The organism is Bradyrhizobium sp. 179 (assembly GCF_023073535.1).
Lineage (GTDB): Bacteria > Pseudomonadota > Alphaproteobacteria > Rhizobiales > Xanthobacteraceae > Bradyrhizobium.
This window is the reverse complement of the sequence record NZ_JADPJR010000041.1, coordinates 24,803-42,914: the sequence shown is the minus strand read 5'-3', so window position 1 is coordinate 42,914 and position 18,112 is coordinate 24,803. Positions and strand designations below refer to the sequence as shown.

Genomic DNA, 18,112 nt, shown 5'->3' with positions numbered 1-18,112 from the left:
CGAAAGATCCCACGGTCGGGACGAAGAGCTGGCCTGCAATCGAACAAAGAGCTGATCATAAATCTTGACACACCAAACCCCCATGTGAGCAATCCAGAAATGTATACGTGGAAAGACTCTGGATTTGCTTCGCTGCGCTCGCAATGACGGAGTGTGGGGCATCGCGCTTTCAATTCGCATTTCAATCGCAGGCACACCTTCGCATCCTCGCGGCTTGTTCGCCCGAGCTCTGCTTCGATGCCTTGCCCTCATAATTGAAAGAGGGCGCAGGGAAGACCGGGAGCCGGTTGGCTCCCATGGACCGCCATGCCAAGAGCAGGTTGCGTGTGCTTCATGCATAGCGGACAACAGGGCAACCGGAGACATCCCGGCCTTCCCTGCGCGGATGGTTGGAACGGCTTATGTCGCGCTCCCCGGGGAGCGATGCACTATTGCCCCCGTCGCCTTGCTGATGACTGATGCGGCGGTCCGGTTGGGCCGCTCACATCACCGCAAGACTTGGCGCACAGACCCCGGGCGCCAGGACCACACGATTTCGCCGTACGCCGATCACACCGGTCGAGTGCGCGAGGCTCTTCGCTCACGGCTATCCACCCTGCGAAGCTCTTCGCGCCGATGTGACCTAGCGTCCACCGCCCCCCGGCCCGCGTGTCGTGACGATCGCGATACGCCGCTCTTCCTGGCGCCGGGTTGCCGCGACACATACGCGATTTCCGAATTTCGGTAAAGTGGAATGTTTTGGATGGCGCGCGTTGACCCACGGCTGGCGTGTTTTGCCCGTCAGGCAACACAAGACCTTGTAGCCTTCCCCTCGTCATTCCGGGGCGACGAAGTCGCGAGCCCTGAATGACAGCTGTGGCTGCATTTGCCCATCCCGCCGCCGCGCTGGTATGGTTCCTGCAAGCTGCCTCGGCTTCCGCAATCTCCTGACAAGATCCTGAAAATGCCAAGCTCAAGACCCGACCGCATCCGCAAGCTGCTCGCCGACCTCGTTGCTTTCGACACCGTCAGCGACCGCACCAACCTGCCTCTGATCACCCATATCGAAAGCTATCTCGCCACGTTCGGCATCAAGTGCGAGCGCATCGTCGATGAGAGCGGCGAGAAAGCCTCGCTGTGGGTCACCATTGGACCGGAGGACCGTCCCGGCCTGGTGCTGTCGGGCCACACCGATGTCGTGCCCGTGGTCGGCCAGGACTGGAGCCACGATCCGTTCAAGCTCGTCGAGCGTGACGGCAGGCTCTACGGCCGCGGCACCACCGACATGAAGGGCTTTGTTGCGGTGTGCCTCGCGATGGTGCCGGAGATGGTGGAGGCGAAGCTCAAGACGCCGATTCATCTGGCGATCTCCTATGACGAGGAGATCGGCTGCGTCGGCGTGCGGCCGATGCTGCGCGAGGTGGCGAAGAAACGCGTAAAACCGCTCGGCTGCTTTGTCGGCGAGCCGACCGAGATGAAGGTCATCATCGGCCACAAAGGCAAGCACGGTGTCCGCGCCACGTTTCGCGGCCTCGCCCGCCATTCCTCGATCGCGCCCGACGGCGTCAACGCGATCGAATATGCCGCAGAACTGATCACCGAAATCCGTCGTCGCGCGGTAAAACTCGCGGCCGCGCGATCAACGGACAGCCTTTACGACGTTCCGCACTCGACGCTGCTCACCAGCATCGTGCATGGCGGCGCCGCGCTGAACATCGTGCCGGATACTTGCACGGTGGATTTCGAATGCCGCGGCATCGGCATCACCGAGTCCAAAGAGGTGACCGATGCGATCGTCGCCTGGGCCAAGGCCGAGCTCGAGCCCCTGATGAACAAACAGCATCCGGAGTGCGGCATCGATTTCGAGGAAATCCTCGACTATCCCGCGCTCGACACGGCCGCCGACGCGGCCATCGTCACGCTGGCCAAGAGCCTTGCAGGGCGCAACGACCACGCCAAGGTCGCGTTCGGCACCGAGGCGAGCCTGTTCGCCAGCATGGCCGATATTCCCTCGGTGGTGATCGGCCCGGGATCGATCGCGCAGGCGCATACGCCGGACGAGTTCGTCGAGATGGCGGAGCTGGAGAAGTGCGCGGCGTTCGTGGAGAGGCTGATTGCGCATTGTGTGAGGGAGTAGAGCGCTAGCATACGGAACCGCCGGCATGAGCGAAGCGAGATGCGAGACCGCCGTCCCGGCTATTGCTTCGCTCACCGGGCCCTACAACATCAGCGCTCCTGCAAGGCCAGCCGCACACCGACGGCGCAGTAAACTGCGCCGACCAACTTGCCTTGCCACCTGACAATGGCCGGATGGCGGCGAACGAGGTTGCCAAGACGTCCCGCACCGACGGCGAATACGACGGTGCTGACGAGGCCGAGCAACACGAATATGGCTCCCAGAATTGCAAGCTGAAGCACGACCGGCCCGTTGTCCGACCGGACGAACTGCGGCAGGAAGGCGAGAAAGAACAGCGCGGTCTTCGGATTCAGAACCTCCGCCACGATCGCCTGTCGGAACGCTTGACCCGCAGTGATCGTCGAGGTCCGGGCGCTGATTCCCAGTGGAGCCTTTTCCAGCATCGCGCGAATGCCGAGGTAAATGAGGAAGGCTGCCCCCGCATATTTGACGATGCTGAACAAGAGTGCCGACGTAGCGATGATCGCCGAGAGGCCGACGATCGCCATCGTTGTGTGGACGATGTCTCCCGCAGCGATCCCCGCCCCTGTCGCGATGCCAACCTTCGTTCCGGAACTGGCCGCGCGCGCCATGGTGAGGAGCGTGGCTGGTCCAGGGATGAACACAAAGCCGAGCACGATGATGATGTAGGTGATCAGGGTAGTCAGATCGATCATGCACGGGCTCCACGGGGCAGGTTAACCTAGCAGGCTTTGCGACGGCGAATAGTCCGCCGGCACAAGCAACCGGTCCTCGATCTGGCCAACCATCAAGCCGTGCTCGGCATCCAGTACGCCGCGACATCTCGGTCCAGGCGATGCTGCCTCTGGAATACTGGATTGCCCACCTTCGCGGGCACTGACATCGCGTGTTTGGAGACGGCGACGCAAACAAAAAAGCGCGGCCAGCGGCCGCGCCTTCGCCCTTCCTATACCGCGCCCGCCTTCTGCGCGTATTCCCATGAGGCCTTTGACAGCGGAACGGTGCGCTTGGCCGACTCCAGCGCCTTGGGGTTGGCGGCGGTGCCGTCGCGGATACGGCCGGCGATACCCTGCGTGATACCAGCGAGGCGGAACAGATTGTAGGAGAAGTACCAGTTGAGGTCCGGCACGCTCATCTTGGTGACGTTGCAGTAGATTTGCGCGGCCTCTTCCAGGCTTGGGATGTTGAGCGCCTTGAGGTCGACGCCCTCGAGGCCCGGCATGATCCACTGCATCAACAGATAGGTGAAGTCGGCCATGGGATCGCCGAGCGTCGACAGCTCCCAGTCCAGCACCGCCTGCACCCGCGGTTCCGTCGCGTGGAAAATCATGTTGTCAAGGCGATAGTCGCCGTGGACGATGGAGACGCGCGCCTGCTCCGGCACGGTCTTGGGCAGCCATTCGGCGACCTTCTCGAACTCTGGAATGTGCTGGGTTTCGGAGGCGCGGTATTGCTTGGTCCAGCGGTCGATCTGGCGCGCGAAATAATTGCCGGGCTTACCGAAGTCGCCGAGGCCGATCGCAACCGGATCGAACATGTGGAGCTTCGCCAGCGTCTCGATCTTGCTGGTGAAGATCTTTCGGCGCACATCGGCATTCTGGCTCGGCAGCGTTGGATCCCAGAACACGCGGCCCTCTTCCATCGACATGATGTAGAAGGCAGCGCCAATGACGCTATCGTCCTGGCACAGCGCATAGGCGCGTGCGACCGGAAAGCCTTGCTTTCCAAGCGCTGCAATCACGCGGTATTCGCGATCGACGGCGTGCGCCGAAGGCAGCAATTTGCCGAATGGCTTTCGGCGCATCACATAGGAACGGTTCGGCGTGTCGAGCCGGTAGGTCGGGTTGGACTGGCCGCCCTTGAACTGGAGCACGACCAGCGGGCCCTCATAGCCTTCGACGTTGTCGCGCATCCAGGCCTCGAGCCGCAGCTCGTCGAAACGATGCCGCTCCTCGACCGGCTTGGTGCCCGAGAACTCCTCGTCTTTCCTGACGCCGTCAGCCACGGTGACGCTCCCTCTTCAGTCCCGACCATTTCAGGTCGAGCATGATCCTAATCGGTAACCACTGACGCACTTGCGTCAAGCGGTCATCCGACGCGGATCATGCCCTGTCGTTTCTTCAAGTCGGGAGCGCCGTCCGGCTCTCCCGCTTCATTTTAGCGACTTGGAGAGTTTGCATACTTCCGAAGTTCAAGTCTGGCAATGGCGCGATTGTGCACCTCGTCCGGACCGTCGGCGAGCCTCAGCGTGCGAATGTGGGCGTAGTCCTTGGCAAGGCCGGCCTCGTCCGACACGCCCGCGCCGCCAAAGGCTTGGATCGCCTCGTCGATGATCTTCAGCGCCATATTGGGAGCTGCGACCTTGATCATGGCGATCTCGGCCTGCGCAGTCTTGTTGCCGACCTTGTCCATCATGTCGGCCGCCTTGAGGCACAGAAGACGCGTCATCTCGATATTGGTGCGGGCCTCGCCAATGCGCTGCTCCCACACCGAGTGCTCGACGATCTTCTTGCCGAAGGCGGTGCGCGAGGCGAGCCGCTTCACCATCTTCTCCAGCGCCTCCTCGGCCTTGCCGATGGTGCGCATGCAGTGATGGATGCGGCCAGGCCCGAGCCGGCCCTGCGCGATCTCGAAACCGCGGCCTTCCCCTAACAGGATATTCTCCTTTGGCACCCGCACGTTCTCGAGCAGCACCTGAGCATGGCCGTGCGGCGCATCGTCGAAGCCGAACACGGGCAGCATCTTCTCGACCTTGATGCCGGGCGTGTCGAGCGGAACCAGGATCTGCGACTGCTGCTGGTGCTTGGCCGCCTTGAAATCGGTCTTGCCCATCAGGATCGCGATCTTGCAGCGGGGATCGCCGACGCCGGACGACCACCATTTGCGGCCGTTGATGACATAGTAATCACCGTCCTTCTCGATGCGGGTCTCAATGTTGGTGGCGTCCGACGAGGCCACCGCCGGTTCCGTCATCAGGAAGGCGGAGCGGATCTCGCCGTCCATCAGCGGGCGCAGCCATTTGCGCTTCTGCTCCTTGGTGCCGTAGCGGATGAACACTTCCATGTTGCCGGTATCGGGCGCCGAGCAGTTGAATACTTCCGAAGCCCAGGTGATGCGGCCCATCTCTTCCGACAGCAGCGCGTATTCGAGATTGGTCAGTCCCGCGCCGCGGAATTCGTCGTCCTCGTGCTCGGACGGCGGCATGAACATGTTCCACAGGCCTTCCGCCCTGGCCTTCTTCTTGAGGTCTTCCAGGATCGGAATCACCTTCCAGCGGTCGCCGCTCTTGTCCTGCTGGTCGTAGACCGGCACCGCCGGGCGCACGTGCTTGGTCATGAAAGACCGCACGCGGTCGAGCCATTCCTTCTGCTTGGGCGACAGATCGAAATCCATGGGACGCTCCTCGTTTTGCTCTTTGAACAATTTCTCTGGCGCCGAACTGTCCTGCCGCCGCGCGCGGCCCGCAAGCGCGAATGCGCGCGCGTTGCGGCCGTTCGGAACGGAATCGCGAGTTGCGAACGAGTCCCGATTGCGGATTGACAATTCCGGCCTTCAAACGATAGTTTCATACAACTGTTTGAATTGCAACTCCCCTCATCCAGGGCACCCATGGCCAGCGATCATACGAGGTCTGCCATTCTCGCCGCCGCCGAACGGCTCTATGCCGATCGCGGCTTCGGCGACGTGACGCTGCGCGACATCGTCGCGGCGGCCAATGTCAATCTGGCCGCGGTGAACTATCATTTCGGCTCGAAGGATGAATTGATCGCGGAATTGTTCGTCACGCGCTCGATCGCGACCAATCGCGAGCGCCTGCGCGAATTGAAGGCGGCGGAAGAACAGGGCGGCGGCTGCGCACCGATTGAGGTCATCTTGCGGGCGCTGGTCGGACCGACGCTGCGCGGCTGCCTCGGCCCCGAGAACCAGCGCTCGACCGCGGCGCGCTTCATGATCCGCGCCTCGATCGAGTCCGTGCCGCCGATCCGCCGCATCAAGAACCGCGAGATCGACCATTTGCGCAAGTTCGCCGGCGCCATGCGCAGGTCCCTGCCCGACCGCAGCGAGGTCGATATCTATTGGGGCTTGAACTTCGCGCTCGCCATGGCGCACCACACCATCCGTGAGAGCGAGCGGCTGACGAAGCTGTCGGAGGGCAAATGCGACCTCGATGACGTCGAGGACGTGGTCGCGCGCGTCGTCCGCGTCGCGACGATGGCGCTGACGGCGGGCCGGAGCGAGACGAAGGCGCCGGCGCGGGCGCTGGCACGCGACGCGCGTTGATCAAACAGGCTCGCTCAGGGCCGATACGGCCTCACTTCCCGCTTGCGGGAGACGTCGGAATTTCGCGTGCAGGGGTCACGCCCGCTGCGGCATCTCCTCGGCCTCTTCTTTGGCGAGCAGCAGCAGCATCTCGATGCCCATCTCGCCTTCCTGCGGCGAACGGATGAACTTGATCTCATCGGAACTTTGCCGCAGCGCGGCAATGATGGCGACGGCCTGATTGGCGGTGGCCGCCTCGGTCGCCAGAATACCCTTCTGGTTCTTGGCCTGGAACCCGATCGTGTAGGACATTCGCTTTCCTCCCGAACTTAAGTGGGAAGATCGGATCAGAATCGGGCGGGAAGCGAAAGCCTGTGCGACTACGGATCGGGATTATCTGGGGGATTGCGCACAAGCTTCACGCAAGGCGGGTCGCGCCGGCTTGCTCGATGCGAGTTGGGCTCGCGGACAGGGCGAAGCGACCGCTAAATGATCCCGTGCTGCTTCAGCTCCTCGATCTTGCCTGCATCATAGCCGAGCTTGCCGGCGAGCACCTCCTCGGTATGCTCGCCCAAGAGCGGCGGCGCGCGGTAGTCCTTAATCGGCGTCTCCGACAAAGTGAGCGCGTTGCGAACCAGCGACAGATCGGGCTCGAAGGGATGATTGACCTTCACCCGCATGCCGCGCGACTGGACGTGCGGATCGGAAAACACCTGCTCGAAATTGTTGATCGGCCCTGAGGGCACGCCGGCCTCCTCCAGCTTTGCCAGCCAATAGGCCACCGGCTTCTTCAGGAACAGGCCGGCGAAGATCGCCATGATCTCCTTGCCGTGCACGACGCGGTCGTTGTTCTTGATGAAGCGCGGATCGCTGGCGAGCTCGGGCGCGCCGAGCACGGCGCAGGTGCGCTGGAACTGGCCGTCATTGCCGACCACCAGCATCAGCTCGCCATCGGTGCAGCGGAACACGCCGGCCGGCATGCCGCCATTGCCCCAGGTGCCGCGGCGCGGCGGGGTCTTGCCGTTGACGAGATAGATCTGGAGCCAGTGCGACAGGGATGCGATGACGGTATCGAACAGGCAGACGTCGATGTGCTGTCCCGCCCCGCCATTGGCGTCACGGTGGTAGAGCGCCGAGAGAATCCCGATCGATGAATTCATGCCGGTCATGTAGTCGACGATGGAAGGACCGACCTTCATCGGGCCCTCGCCCGGCTCGCCATCGATATGGCCGGTGACACTCATCAACCCGCCCATCGCCTGCAGAATCGCGTCATAGCCGGCGCGCGGCGCGTATGGGCCGGTCTGGCCGAAGCCGGTCACCGAGCAATAGATGATGCCGGGATTGATCGCCTTGATCGATTCATAGTCGAGGCCGTAGCGCTTGAGATCGCCGACCTTGTAATTCTCCATGAAGACGTCGACGTCCTTGGCGAGCTCGCGGATGATCGCCTGCCCCTCGGGCTTGGCGATGTTGACGGTGACCGATTTCTTGTTGCGGTTGGCGCAGAGGTAAAACGAGTTGTTGTTGTTCGCCTTGCCCTCGGGATCGGTCAGGTAAGGCGGGCCAAAGGCGCGCGCGTCGTCGCCGGTACCCGGCCGCTCGATCTTGATGACCTCCGCACCCAGGTCTCCCAGCATCTGCGCCGACAAGGGCCCGGCGAGCACGCGGGTGAGGTCAAGGATCTTGATGCCTGAAAGCGGCAAAGCCGACATGTCGATTTCCTCCGGGGAACTGGGATCTTGGCGCGGCGGCTCGAGAGCTCTGGCCGCGCACTCCGCGGATACACCATTTTCGCGCGTCGAGCACTGCACTGGCGGCATACGGCCATCCCCGCCCGGCAGCCGGATCGGCCGGATTTCGAATTCCGCGCCGCGAAGATTGTCTTAGGTCAGAGCTGCAGCAGCGGTTCGCGGCCGCCGCCGCCCGAGCAGAACGAGGATCAGCACGGTCGCGCAGGAGCAGACGAAGGTGAGACCGAGCGCAGCGCGGCTGCCGAACTCCGTGAGCAATCCGACGAGGAGCGGCGGCGAGATTGCGGAGGCGAGATTGAGCGGCAGCGCGATCATCGACATCGCCTTGGCGAACTCGGCCTGGTCGTAGAACACCAGCGGGATGGTCGCGCGCGCCACCGCCATCGCGCCGCTGCCGGCGCCATAGAGCAGGATGAAGACCGCGACCGCCCAGGTCGTACCCTCGCTCATCATCAGGAGCAGCATCGCCACGGGCAATGCCGTGCCTGCGACGAGGCCGGTCGTGATGCCGTCCCATCGCCCGCCTCCAAGGAAGTCCAGTCCGCGCGCGCTGACCTGGATCACACCGAGCATCGAGCCGAAGGCAATGGCCTGTGCTGGCGCCAGCCCCTCCACGCGGAGCAGCTCGATGAGAATGGCGGAAACGCCGAAATTGACGAAGGCATTGAGGGTGATCGCGGTAACGACGAGACGGAACGTGCTCCGCGCAATTGCAGGTGCCTCTGCAGTCTCGGCCGGCGCACCGCCATCGCCCTCCGCGCCTCTCCGACGCGGAGCCGCGAACGCATAGAGCGGAAGCGAAACGAGGATCGTCATGGCTGCATAGAGGAGGCATGTTCCACGCCAGCCGAGGTGACCGCTCAGGAACGAGGTGGCCGGCCAGAAGATGCTGTTGGACAGTCCCGTCACCAGCATGAGCGCGCCGATCGCGCTCTTGGCCTGCCGCCCGGCGACCTCGTTCAGCATGATATAGGCGCCGGTCGACAAGGTCGCGCTGCCGGCGATGCCGAGCACGATCCAGGCGGTGAAATAGAGCATCGGCTCGCGCGCGAGCGACAGCAGCACGAAACCCGGCGCGGTCACGACCGTGCCGATCATCATGATCGGCCGCGCGCCATGCCGCGCAAAGGACTTGGCGAGCCAGGGGGCGCACAGTCCCATCGCGACGTAAAGAACGGATGTCCCCGCGAATACCGCCGGCAGGCTCATGCCCAGATCGGCTGCAAGATCGCGCCCGACAATGGCGGGAAGCCCGATCGTGCCCCACCCGACCAGCTGCGTGATCGCGAGCACCAGCAGGACGCCGATTAGCCTGCTGTCAGACTTCAAGAACCGCATTCCCGATATCGCCTGCCCGCCGGGCGCGGATCGCGCCAGCAAGCCCGTTTTACCGGTAGACTCAGCTTGCGGGAATATCGGTTCCGAATGGCACCGCGGCGCCAGCCGCAGAGCACGCCCGTGTCAGGACGTGTGGCCCGGCTCGATATGCTTCGGCGTCTTCTTTTCGCGCTGCGGGGTCATTTTGGCGGGATCTGGCGCATCCGGGACGCCGCGCGGGCCGAGCTGATCGCGCTGGATGTCGTCTTCGGACAGCGGCGGCTCGACGCCATTCTGCTCACGAGGCTTGGTCATCGTGGCCTCCTCTAGATGCTATTCCGCGGCCCCTAGACACCGAGCGCGGTCTCGCCTGCCTCACGGCCGGGCACGCTGACATGGACTTCATGTCCCTCACGAAGGGCCAAGGATGCCGCGGCAACCGCCGACTCGAATGCAGCTTCCTTGGTAGCGTATCGGCTCTTGACGTCCCCGTCGTGCAGCACGCCCCATTCGTCCTGCACCGGCACGACGGCGTATTGAGCAAGACCCATTGTCCAAACTCCCGGCTTTGCGTTCAGAGATCGTCTGCCCGATAACGCGCGGGCGCGCCTAACGTTGCGTCAGCTGCGGATGCGCCGCCGTCACCCTCCACACGGTGTTGCCGCTGTCGTCGGCCACCAGCAGCGCGCCGGTCTTGTCGATGGCAACGCCAACGGGGCGTCCACGCGCGTGATTGTCGCTGTTGAGGAAGCCGGTGACGACGTCCTGCGCCGGTCCGCTCGGCTTGCCGTCCGCAAAAGGCACGAACACGACCTTGTAGCCGTTCAGCACCTGCCGGTTCCAACTGCCGTGCTCCCCGACGAAGGCGCCGTTGCGATAGGCGGCCGGCAGGAGGCTGGTGCCGGCGGAGAAAGCCATCCCCAGCGGGGCGACATGCGAGCTCAGGGCATAGTCCGGCACGATCGCCTTAGCCACGAGGTCCGGCCGCTCCGGCTTGACGCGGGGATCGACGTGCTGGCCCCAATAGCTGTAAGGCCAGCCGTAGAAGCCGCCGTCCCTGACGGACGTCATGTAGTCGGGCACGAGATCGGGACCGATCTCGTCGCGCTCGTTCACCACTGTCCACAATGCGCCGGTCTGTGGCTCGAAGCTGAGGCCGTCCGGATTGCGCAGGCCGCTTGCGAAGAGGCGCCAGCGGCCACTGGCGCGATCGACCTCGAGGATGGCGGCGCGATTGTGCTCGGCCTCCATGCGGTTCTCGGTGATGTTGCTGTTGGAGCCGACGCCGACATAGAGCTTTGAGCCGTTGGGGCTAGCGACCAAGCTCTTGGTCCAATGATGATTGATCGGCCCGCCTGGCAGCGGCGTCAGCACCGTGCCGGGTGAGGTGATCTTCGTGTCGCCCTCGGTGTAGGGATATTTCACGATCGCCTCGGTGTTGGCGACATAGAGATCGTTGCCAACCAGCGCGACGCCGAACGGCGAGTTGAGATGGTCGAGGAAGACGCTTTGCGTGTCAGGCACGCCGTCGCCATTGCTGTCGCGCAGGAGCGTGATGCGGTTACCCGGCCCGCTGTCGCCGCCGCCCGAGGTCGCCCAGGACTCGACATATCCCATCACGATTTCCTTGGGGCGCTTGATCGAGGCGCCCTTCGGCGCCTTGGACTCCACCACCAGCACGTCGCCATTGGGCAGCACATAGAGGGATCGCGGATGCTGCAACCCGGTTGCGAACGCCTTGGCCTGCAAGCCCTGCGCAACGGTCGGTGTCTCGTCCTTCTTCCAGCCGACGATGCGGGCGATGTGGACCGGCGGCAGCAGATATTGCTGGATATCCGGCAGCGTCGGATTGGGGCCGATTTGCGCCTTGGGATCGCCATTGCCGTCATTGCAGCCGGCCAGACACAGCAACGAAGAGCACAGCAGCGCGCGGGTGAGCTTTGCCATCATCGTGCAACTCCGACGCCGTGGCGATACACCATGGCCCAGCCGAGCCAGCCGGTGACGGGCAGGATCAGCACGGTAATCACCGAAAGAGCGAGCCCGGTGGGCCACACCGAGGTCCAGGCATCGCGCATGTGAACCATCGTATTGAAGATCGCAAGGATCAGCGCCACAGCGTTGCCGATCAGATGCGGCCACGCCGGCGGCTGCGCCCGCACCAGTCGGTTGCCGAGGAAATCAGTGAGGCCTGCAATGGCCGCGAGCACGCCGAAGATGACGCCGAAGAGCAGAAGCCAGGCGGAAAAATTCGCCCACATGACCTCGGCGCTCGCGACATAGGCGATGTCGGTCAGCAGCGCCCCGATGAAGCACGCGATCGGGATCGGCACCAGCATCGGATGAATGGGATGGCCCGCGATCTGCGCCGTGGAGCGCACACGCATGTCGTCTTGCACGGTCGGCCTCGTGTGACCTTCGCCCCGCCCGACCGGGAAACTCGTGCTTGCGGCGATGGTTCCTGAGCGGATTGATCGCCCGGGCGCGCCCACATATTCGGCGTCGCGCCGAGTGGGAAGTCTGCGGCCCGGCCCGGATCGTCGGTTCTAGCCAAAGCCGGCTTGCCCAAAACCGACGTTACTCAAGGTTAAATCAGCGGAGCTCCCTGCCGCAGATTCATGTGCCGGTTGACATCCTTGTAAAGCAGATAGCGAAACCGACCGGGGCCTCCTGCGTAGCACGCCTGCGGGCAGAAGGCGCGCAGCCACATATAGTCTCCGGCCTCGACTTCGACCCAGTCCCGATTAAGGCGGTACACGGCCTTGCCCTCGAGGACATACAATCCGTGCTCCATGACGTGCGTCTCTGCAAAGGGGATCGTCGCACCCGGCTCGAACGTGACGATATTGATGTGCATGTCATGCCGCATGTCGGCCGGATCGATGAAGCGCGTGGTCGCCCACCTTCCCTCAGTGCCCGGCATCGGTACCGGTTCAACCGAGTCTGCATGGGTCACAATCGCCTCGGGCTCGGCCAATCCGGGCACGCGCTGATACAGCTTGCGGATCCAGTGAAGCTGCGCCGGGCTCTGGCCCCGGTTGCGAATGCTCCAGGCGCAGCCGGGTGGCAGATAGGCGAAGCCGCCGGGCCTGAGCTCATGCTCCTCGTCCGCCAATTTGAGGAGCAACCTGCCGCCCACGACGAACAACGCGCCCTCGGCGTCTTTGTCGGGTTCGGGAACTTCGCTTCCTCCATCCCGCGCGATCTCCATAAGATAATGGGAGAACGTCTCCGCGAATCCGGAGAGCGGTCGCGCCAGCACCCAGACGCGCGTGTCCTCCCAGTGCGGCAGGTGGCTGACGACGATGTCGCGCTGCACGCCGTTGGGGATGACCGCGTAGGCGTTGGTAAAGACCGCCCGGCCACTTAGAAGATCCGTCTGGGGCGGAAGGCCCCCTTGCGGGATGTGATAGGTTTGCGATGACATCATCGAGCCTCGTGGACGTTACGGGGGGTCAGCTTGCGGCCGTCTTGGGATCGAGTTGCATCGTCTCGTCCAGCCAATATTCTTCGAGATTGTTACCACCCCCCTTTCGATCGACGACAAGGAACGAGCTTGCGTCCTTGACCACCAGAAGCGGGTGGTGCCAGCAGTTTCGGGCATAGTTCACGCCTTGGTTGCCATTGGCAGCGAACGCCCGATAACTCGAGGCTGTGTGTGGGTCGGTGCAAACGACGACCAGCCAGTTTCCTCCGTTCAGGGGCATGAATAGCTGGCTTCCAAGTGGATGGCGCTCCATCAAGCGAATTACGATCGGCGCGGGCCGCGCAGAGGCGACAAACCAGCTGAAGTTGATTTGTCCGCCGTCCGCACCGACATCGATATTGGCGAGGTCGTTGTAGCGCACGGCATATCCCTGGTTGATCGACAGGGGCGTTAACCCTTCCGTTTCGACGACCTCTCCGAACGGAGCGAAGGCTTGCCTCGTCAAGGGCTCAACCGAGAGTTTTGCCATATCAACCACATGCCTCTGCGTTCAAAGCGTCTGCAGGCCCGCGACGGGAGCGTTCGGGCCGGCCGGATCGATTTGCACGTTCTCGCTTGAAGGAACGATCTCACCATCGAGAATGCGATGCGCCTTCGCGCGATCGAGGTCCCCCTCCCACGAGGCGACGACCACCGTGGCAACGCAGTTTCCGACATAATTGCCGAGCGCGCGGGCGATTCCGATGAACCAGTCCACCGACAAGATCAGCACCAGTCCGATCGCCGGGATGGCTGGAATGGCTGCCAGCGTCGCCGCGAGGACGACAATGGCCGAGCCCGGGACGCCATGAGCTCCCTTGGACGTGAGCAACGCGACGCCCAGGATCGCCAGGAGATCGCCCGTGGCGAGTGGTGTGTTCGTCGCCTGTGCAATGAAGACCGCCGCCAGGGTCAAGTAGATCGAGAAGGCATCCAGATTGAATGAGTACCCTGTCGGGATGACCAAACCGACCGTCGACCGCTTGATCCCGAGCTGTTCGAGCTTGCGCATGGTCTGCGGAAGCACGCTGTCGCCTGCGGCCGTGCCGAGAACGATCATCAGCTCTTCACGCAGATAGACGAGCAACTTGAACAGGCTGAAGCCCGAGAGCCGCATGATCGCTCCGAGCACGACGACCACGAAGAAGAACACCGCCAGATAGAACAGGGCAACAAGCCCCCCGAGCTGCTTCAGTGAACCGATGCCATACTTGCCGACAGTGAAGGCGATCGCACCGAAGACGCCGAGCGGGGCGAGCCGGACGACGAAGTTCATCATCTTGAAGATGATCTCGTTCACCCGCTCGACGAAATCGACGACTGGCCTCGCGCGCTCGCCGCACAACGACATGGCACAACCAAACATGATCGAGACGATCAGGACCTGCAGAACATCCCCGGAGCTGAAGGCTCCGACGATGGTCGACGGGATGAGCTTCATCAGGAATTCGGAGACCCCCCGCCGGCGACCTGAGCGGCGGTCTGGCTGAACCCGCTAAGCGCCTTGGCGTCCAGCGTCCTTGGATCGATGTTCATTCCGGCGCCGGGCTGGAAATAGTAAGCAAGCGCGATGCCGAACACCAAGGCGATGGTGGTGACGATCTCGAAATAGAGAAGCGAGCGGATGCCCACCCTTCCAACCTTTGAAAGGTCGCCGGCCGCCGATATTCCCTGCACCACCACGCAAAACACGATGACGGGCACCAGCATCTTGATGAGTTTGATAAAGCCGTCGCCCAGCGGCTTCATCTGCAATGCAGTGTCCGGATAGGCCATGCCGAGAGCGATGCCGGCCGCGAGTGCAACGACCACTTGGAAGAAGAGTGACTTGAAAATCTTGGGCATGGCTTTCCTCGCTCTCTGGGCTTCCATCTGTCTGGCTTGGTCGGCCTTTAGCCTTCGCCACTCTTAGCGTTGGCGGCGACGTGAAGTCGCCGCGGATGGAGCCGTTCGGTCGCGGCAGCACGCGCGAGGTCTCCATCGGTCATTCGTTGACCAGTCTCGCTGCCGAGTCCAATATATAGAACGACACGATTGATAGGGTTTCACTATGGATCTGCGCCAGCTCCGGTACTTCATCGCGGTGGCCGAAGAGCGCAGCTTCACCCTTGCCGCCCGACGGCTGAACCTCTCGCAGCCGCCGCTCAGCCAACATATCCAGGCGCTCGAGGCCGAACTCGGCACCCAGCTCCTCTACAGGACCAGCCGCAGGGTCGAGTTGACGCAGGCCGGCGAAGCCATGCTGGTGCGTGGGCGCGCGATCCTGCAGCAGGTCAAAGCCACGGAAGACGAGGTTCGGTCGATCGGCGCCGGCTTGGTCGGAACGCTGGATGTCGGGGCGACCGGCTCCATCCTGCGCGGTCGTCTCGCCGAGCTGCTCGCGGCCTATCGGAAGGTTGCGCCATTGGTCAAGATGACGGTGCATGAGCAGGCGCCGTCGCTGCAAATCGCCGCGCTCCTCAGCCGTGCCACCAACATCTGTCTCATTCGCGGTGTTCCCGCCGAGCGCGACCTGACCAGCAAGCTGGCGTGGCGCGAAGAGGTCGTTCTGGCCCTGCCCCGCAGCCATCGGCTGGCGCAACGCAGACGCATCGCCCTCGGCGATCTCGCCTCCGAGGATCACGTCGTCCTAGATCCGGACAGCTCCGATTTCGCCCGCTACGTGCAGAAGTGCTGTGTCGACGCCGGCTTTCTCCCAAAGGTTTCCCAGCAAGTCGTCGATGCCCAGTCGATCCCAAGTCTGATTGCCGCAGGTTTTGGTGTGGCACTCGTGCCGCAGTCGATTGAGCGGTTCACAACCACGGACATCGTATTCCGCCCGATCAGGCCCTCGCCGCCCACAGCCGACGTGTTTCTGGTGTTCAGGGCGGACGAGACGTCAATGGTGGTGCACAATTTCATCAGGCTCGCGCTTCGGTATCTCAACCAGCGAAGAGCCTGAGCCAGGCTCAGGTCATCGACCATGCCAGCAGGGGCGCGCCACTGCTCAGACCATTGCGATCGTTTTCACGGACCACGTGTGGCCGTCTTGCCGAAAGCACGGGACAAGCGCCGATCGTCGTCGATGAAGCGCGACGTGTCGGAATGAAACGTCCAAGCTGTTGAGAACATTGGAGCGGGTGAAGGGAATCGAACCCTCGTATTCAGCTTGGAAGGCTGCTGCTCTACCATTGAGCTACACCCGCGTCAGGGGCTCCCTAACACGGTCGGACGGAGGTCTCAACTGCCGCGACGGCGACTTTTCGCACAGCTTGCTGGGCCCTTACGAACCAGCTTCGGTTCCGACCGACCCGCCTGCCCTTAACAGCGGCGGCCTTACAACCTATATTGAAATCTCCCGAAACCAACGAAAGGAGGTGATCCAGTGTCTTATCTCAAGCGCTGTCACCTCGCTGGGATCGCCCACTAGGCTTTGAATAAGGCTTGGCATCGGGGCGCTCTCAGCCCTGGACCAGCGAGCAAGAAATCGGGCGCGACGGGGCACTCCCCGCCGCGCCTTTTCCTTTTCAGATTTGCCCTGATCGGGAGGATCGGCCGCTCGCCAGCTCAGCTCGTGCGAAGCCGTTCGCGCAGCCGACGGCGGCGATCAGCATGCCGACGCACCAGGCCATGACCGCGCGGTGAGGTTCCGCACCGAGGAGCACCGTGCAGATGCTCGTGAGCAAGCATGGGGCAATCGCCTTGCCGGTCCTGCTTGCCAGCGAGAGCAGGAACGGCATCGCCGCAATTGATATCTGCAGGACGTCCATGGTCGACCACCGCCTTGGGCAACGGCTTCAAAAATCGCAGATGTTGGGCGCACGCGGGCGTTTGCCGCGCCGGCTCTCCACGATCCGCTCGCCGCCATTCTCGGCCGAGCTGCCGTAATAGCGGTGATGGCAGGCCTGGTCGTGCAGATCGGCCGGTTCGGATTGTCCCGCCCGACGCGCGTCGCAGATGATCTTGATGGTGCAACCCGCCATTGCCGCCTCCAGCAAAAACCTTGTTGTTTTTGGTCATCAGTCGCGATCGCTTTCGGCGGCGTTCACGCGGCACGGCCGCAATCGGGTTTCAGGACAGTTTCGTCGCTTGCCGGCCACGCAATATTCTGCTTCGGGATTGTCGGCACGGACTGCGGTGCTACGTCCTTGGGACTTTCGTAAAAAAGTTGCGCAGAAGAGAGGTGACGATGCTGTACGCCATCCTGGCCTATCACGTGGAAGACGAGGTCTTGTCCTGGACGCCGGAGCAGGACGCCGCCGTCGTCGCCAAAGTCATCGAGGTTCAGGCGCCGCTGCGGGCCAGCGGACAGTTTGGGCCGGCCGCCCGTCTGGATGAGACCCGAAAGGCCCGCACCTTGCGGGGCCCCGGCGCGGGCATGGTGCTGGACGGTCCGTTTGCCGAGACCAAGGAGCAGCTGCTGGGCTTCCACCTCATGGAATGCGCCAGCGACGATGAGGCGATCGCGGCGGCGCGGAAGCTGCGTGCGGTCAATCCGACGGCAGTCTACGAAATCCGCCCGGTCAAGCTTTACGTGCCGGCCGACGGGTTCGGCGCGACATCCGGATAAGCCGCCGCCTTACGCGTCCGGCTCCGTTCGCGCGCTGGTGAAGCGCTGGATCGCGACGCCGCCGAAGGCGATGAACCAGACGAAGGGCGCGACGTGGGGCGCGAACGCCGCGACGATCGTGCCCGGGATGAATACGAGCAGCGGAAACACCGATCCCATGATCTCGTGGCGCCACCCGCCCAGGATGGTCCACCACAGCCAGGCATTAAGGCCGGCGATCGCGGTCAGATGCAGGCCATAGAGCACCGCCACCGCGTTGCTCATGCTGTAATTGGTGTAGAGGCCATTGGTCACCGGCAGCAGCACGATCGAGAGCAGGAAGAACAGATTGAGGATCACCGCGCCGCGGCTGCCGACCGGCTGGCGCGCAAGGCGGCGGTGATGGCTGATCCAGAACACGCCAGCGATGATGAAGCTGAGCGCAAAGCCGGCGAGCTTGCCGGAATAAACATGGGCGAGATCGCTCCCTCCGGGGGCGCTGGTGAACACCGCGGCCTTGGGCAAGTCATAGGCGAGCAGCGTCATGGCGACGCCGAAAATGGTGTTGCTGAGCGATTCCAGCCGCCGCATCTCGAACTGGTCGGGCTTGAGCTCGGTCATACCGGAGGGTTTCTCAGGCTGGAACTTGG

Annotated in this window: 18 protein-coding genes, 1 tRNA gene and 2 pseudogenes; 4 read left to right on the top strand and 17 right to left on the bottom strand. The window is 63.2% G+C overall.

The window, feature by feature from the left end; genetic code table 11:
• Positions 1-943 precede the first annotated feature (943 nt).
• The gene (argE, locus tag IVB12_RS09895; RefSeq protein ID WP_247298267.1) at positions 944-2,116 is read left to right on the top strand and encodes an acetylornithine deacetylase; all 1,173 of its coding nucleotides are present in this window, start codon (positions 944-946) and stop codon (positions 2,114-2,116) included.
• A gap of 89 nt (positions 2,117-2,205) precedes the next feature.
• Here argE and IVB12_RS09890 read toward each other — a convergent pair whose 3' ends face one another.
• From IVB12_RS09890 to IVB12_RS09880, 3 genes are all read right to left on the bottom strand, one after another.
• Complete coding sequence (locus tag IVB12_RS09890) at positions 2,206-2,832, bottom strand: LysE family translocator (protein WP_247298264.1); 627 nt, start codon at positions 2,830-2,832, stop codon at positions 2,206-2,208.
• 251 nt (positions 2,833-3,083) lie between these two features.
• Positions 3,084-4,142: a phosphotransferase family protein gene (locus IVB12_RS09885; RefSeq protein ID WP_247298262.1), complete on the bottom strand. Its 1,059-nt coding sequence runs from the start codon at positions 4,140-4,142 to the stop codon at positions 3,084-3,086.
• 152 nt (positions 4,143-4,294) lie between these two features.
• Complete coding sequence (locus tag IVB12_RS09880; RefSeq protein ID WP_247298259.1) at positions 4,295-5,530, bottom strand: acyl-CoA dehydrogenase family protein; 1,236 nt, start codon at positions 5,528-5,530, stop codon at positions 4,295-4,297.
• 216 nt (positions 5,531-5,746) lie between these two features.
• On the opposite strand from IVB12_RS09880, the gene IVB12_RS09875 reads away from it, so the two are divergent.
• Positions 5,747-6,418 (top strand): TetR/AcrR family transcriptional regulator, encoded by a 672-nt coding sequence (locus IVB12_RS09875; protein ID WP_247280952.1) that lies wholly within the window; start codon positions 5,747-5,749, stop codon positions 6,416-6,418.
• A gap of 75 nt (positions 6,419-6,493) precedes the next feature.
• Here the strand turns inward: IVB12_RS09875 and IVB12_RS09870 are convergent, their stop codons facing one another.
• The 10 genes and pseudogenes from IVB12_RS09870 to IVB12_RS09825 all read right to left on the bottom strand — a co-directional run bounded on the left by IVB12_RS09870 (position 6,494) and on the right by IVB12_RS09825 (position 14,779).
• Positions 6,494-6,709: a hypothetical protein gene (locus tag IVB12_RS09870; RefSeq protein ID WP_247298256.1), complete on the bottom strand. Its 216-nt coding sequence runs from the start codon at positions 6,707-6,709 to the stop codon at positions 6,494-6,496.
• Between the two features lie 173 nt (positions 6,710-6,882).
• Entirely contained in the window at positions 6,883-8,112 is a 1,230-nt protein-coding gene (locus IVB12_RS09865; protein ID WP_247298254.1) for a CaiB/BaiF CoA-transferase family protein, read from the bottom strand.
• A gap of 171 nt (positions 8,113-8,283) precedes the next feature.
• Entirely contained in the window at positions 8,284-9,489 is a 1,206-nt protein-coding gene (locus IVB12_RS09860) for an MFS transporter (RefSeq protein ID WP_247298236.1), read from the bottom strand.
• 123 nt (positions 9,490-9,612) lie between these two features.
• Positions 9,613-9,783, bottom strand: coding sequence for a hypothetical protein (locus tag IVB12_RS09855; RefSeq protein ID WP_247280948.1), 171 nt, complete (start codon positions 9,781-9,783; stop codon positions 9,613-9,615).
• Between the two features lie 32 nt (positions 9,784-9,815).
• Entirely contained in the window at positions 9,816-10,019 is a 204-nt protein-coding gene (locus tag IVB12_RS09850; RefSeq protein ID WP_247280947.1) for a hypothetical protein, read from the bottom strand.
• Between the two features lie 58 nt (positions 10,020-10,077).
• On the bottom strand, positions 10,078-11,418 hold the full coding sequence (locus IVB12_RS09845) for a sorbosone dehydrogenase family protein (protein ID WP_247298232.1): 1,341 nt from the start codon (positions 11,416-11,418) through the stop codon (positions 10,078-10,080).
• A complete protein-coding gene (locus IVB12_RS09840; RefSeq protein ID WP_247298219.1) occupies positions 11,415-11,867 on the bottom strand; it encodes a DUF2231 domain-containing protein in 453 nt (150 codons plus the stop codon). Before IVB12_RS09840 ends, IVB12_RS09845 begins: the two co-directional genes overlap by 4 nt.
• Positions 11,868-12,055: 188 nt before the next feature.
• Positions 12,056-12,895 (bottom strand): bifunctional allantoicase/(S)-ureidoglycine aminohydrolase, encoded by an 840-nt coding sequence (locus IVB12_RS09835; RefSeq protein WP_247298270.1) that lies wholly within the window; start codon positions 12,893-12,895, stop codon positions 12,056-12,058.
• A 28-nt stretch (positions 12,896-12,923) separates the two neighbouring features.
• Positions 12,924-13,424, bottom strand: a complete 501-nt coding sequence (locus tag IVB12_RS09830; RefSeq protein ID WP_247298217.1) for an ureidoglycolate lyase — start codon at positions 13,422-13,424, stop codon at positions 12,924-12,926.
• Positions 13,425-13,445: 21 nt separating this feature from the next.
• Positions 13,446-14,779, bottom strand: a pseudogene (locus IVB12_RS09825) (C4-dicarboxylate transporter DctA).
• 205 nt (positions 14,780-14,984) lie between these two features.
• Here IVB12_RS09825 and IVB12_RS09820 point away from each other — a divergent pair.
• On the top strand, positions 14,985-15,875 hold the full coding sequence (locus IVB12_RS09820; protein WP_247298215.1) for a LysR substrate-binding domain-containing protein: 891 nt from the start codon (positions 14,985-14,987) through the stop codon (positions 15,873-15,875).
• A 170-nt stretch (positions 15,876-16,045) separates the two neighbouring features.
• On the opposite strand, the gene IVB12_RS09815 is transcribed toward IVB12_RS09820, so the two are convergent.
• The 3 genes and pseudogenes from IVB12_RS09815 to IVB12_RS09805 form a co-directional block, all read right to left on the bottom strand.
• Positions 16,046-16,119 (bottom strand) — tRNA-Gly (locus tag IVB12_RS09815).
• Positions 16,120-16,480: 361 nt separating this feature from the next.
• Positions 16,481-16,683, bottom strand: a pseudogene (locus IVB12_RS09810) (hypothetical protein).
• Between the two features lie 27 nt (positions 16,684-16,710).
• Positions 16,711-16,896: a hypothetical protein gene (locus IVB12_RS09805; protein WP_247298202.1), complete on the bottom strand. Its 186-nt coding sequence runs from the start codon at positions 16,894-16,896 to the stop codon at positions 16,711-16,713.
• Positions 16,897-17,102: 206 nt separating this feature from the next.
• Between IVB12_RS09805 and IVB12_RS09800 the strand changes: the two genes are divergently transcribed.
• Entirely contained in the window at positions 17,103-17,483 is a 381-nt protein-coding gene (locus tag IVB12_RS09800; RefSeq protein ID WP_247298199.1) for a YciI family protein, read from the top strand.
• A 9-nt stretch (positions 17,484-17,492) separates the two neighbouring features.
• Here the strand turns inward: IVB12_RS09800 and IVB12_RS09795 are convergent, their stop codons facing one another.
• A complete protein-coding gene (locus IVB12_RS09795) occupies positions 17,493-18,083 on the bottom strand; it encodes a TMEM175 family protein (protein ID WP_247298196.1) in 591 nt (196 codons plus the stop codon).
• Positions 18,084-18,112: the final 29 nt, after the last annotated feature.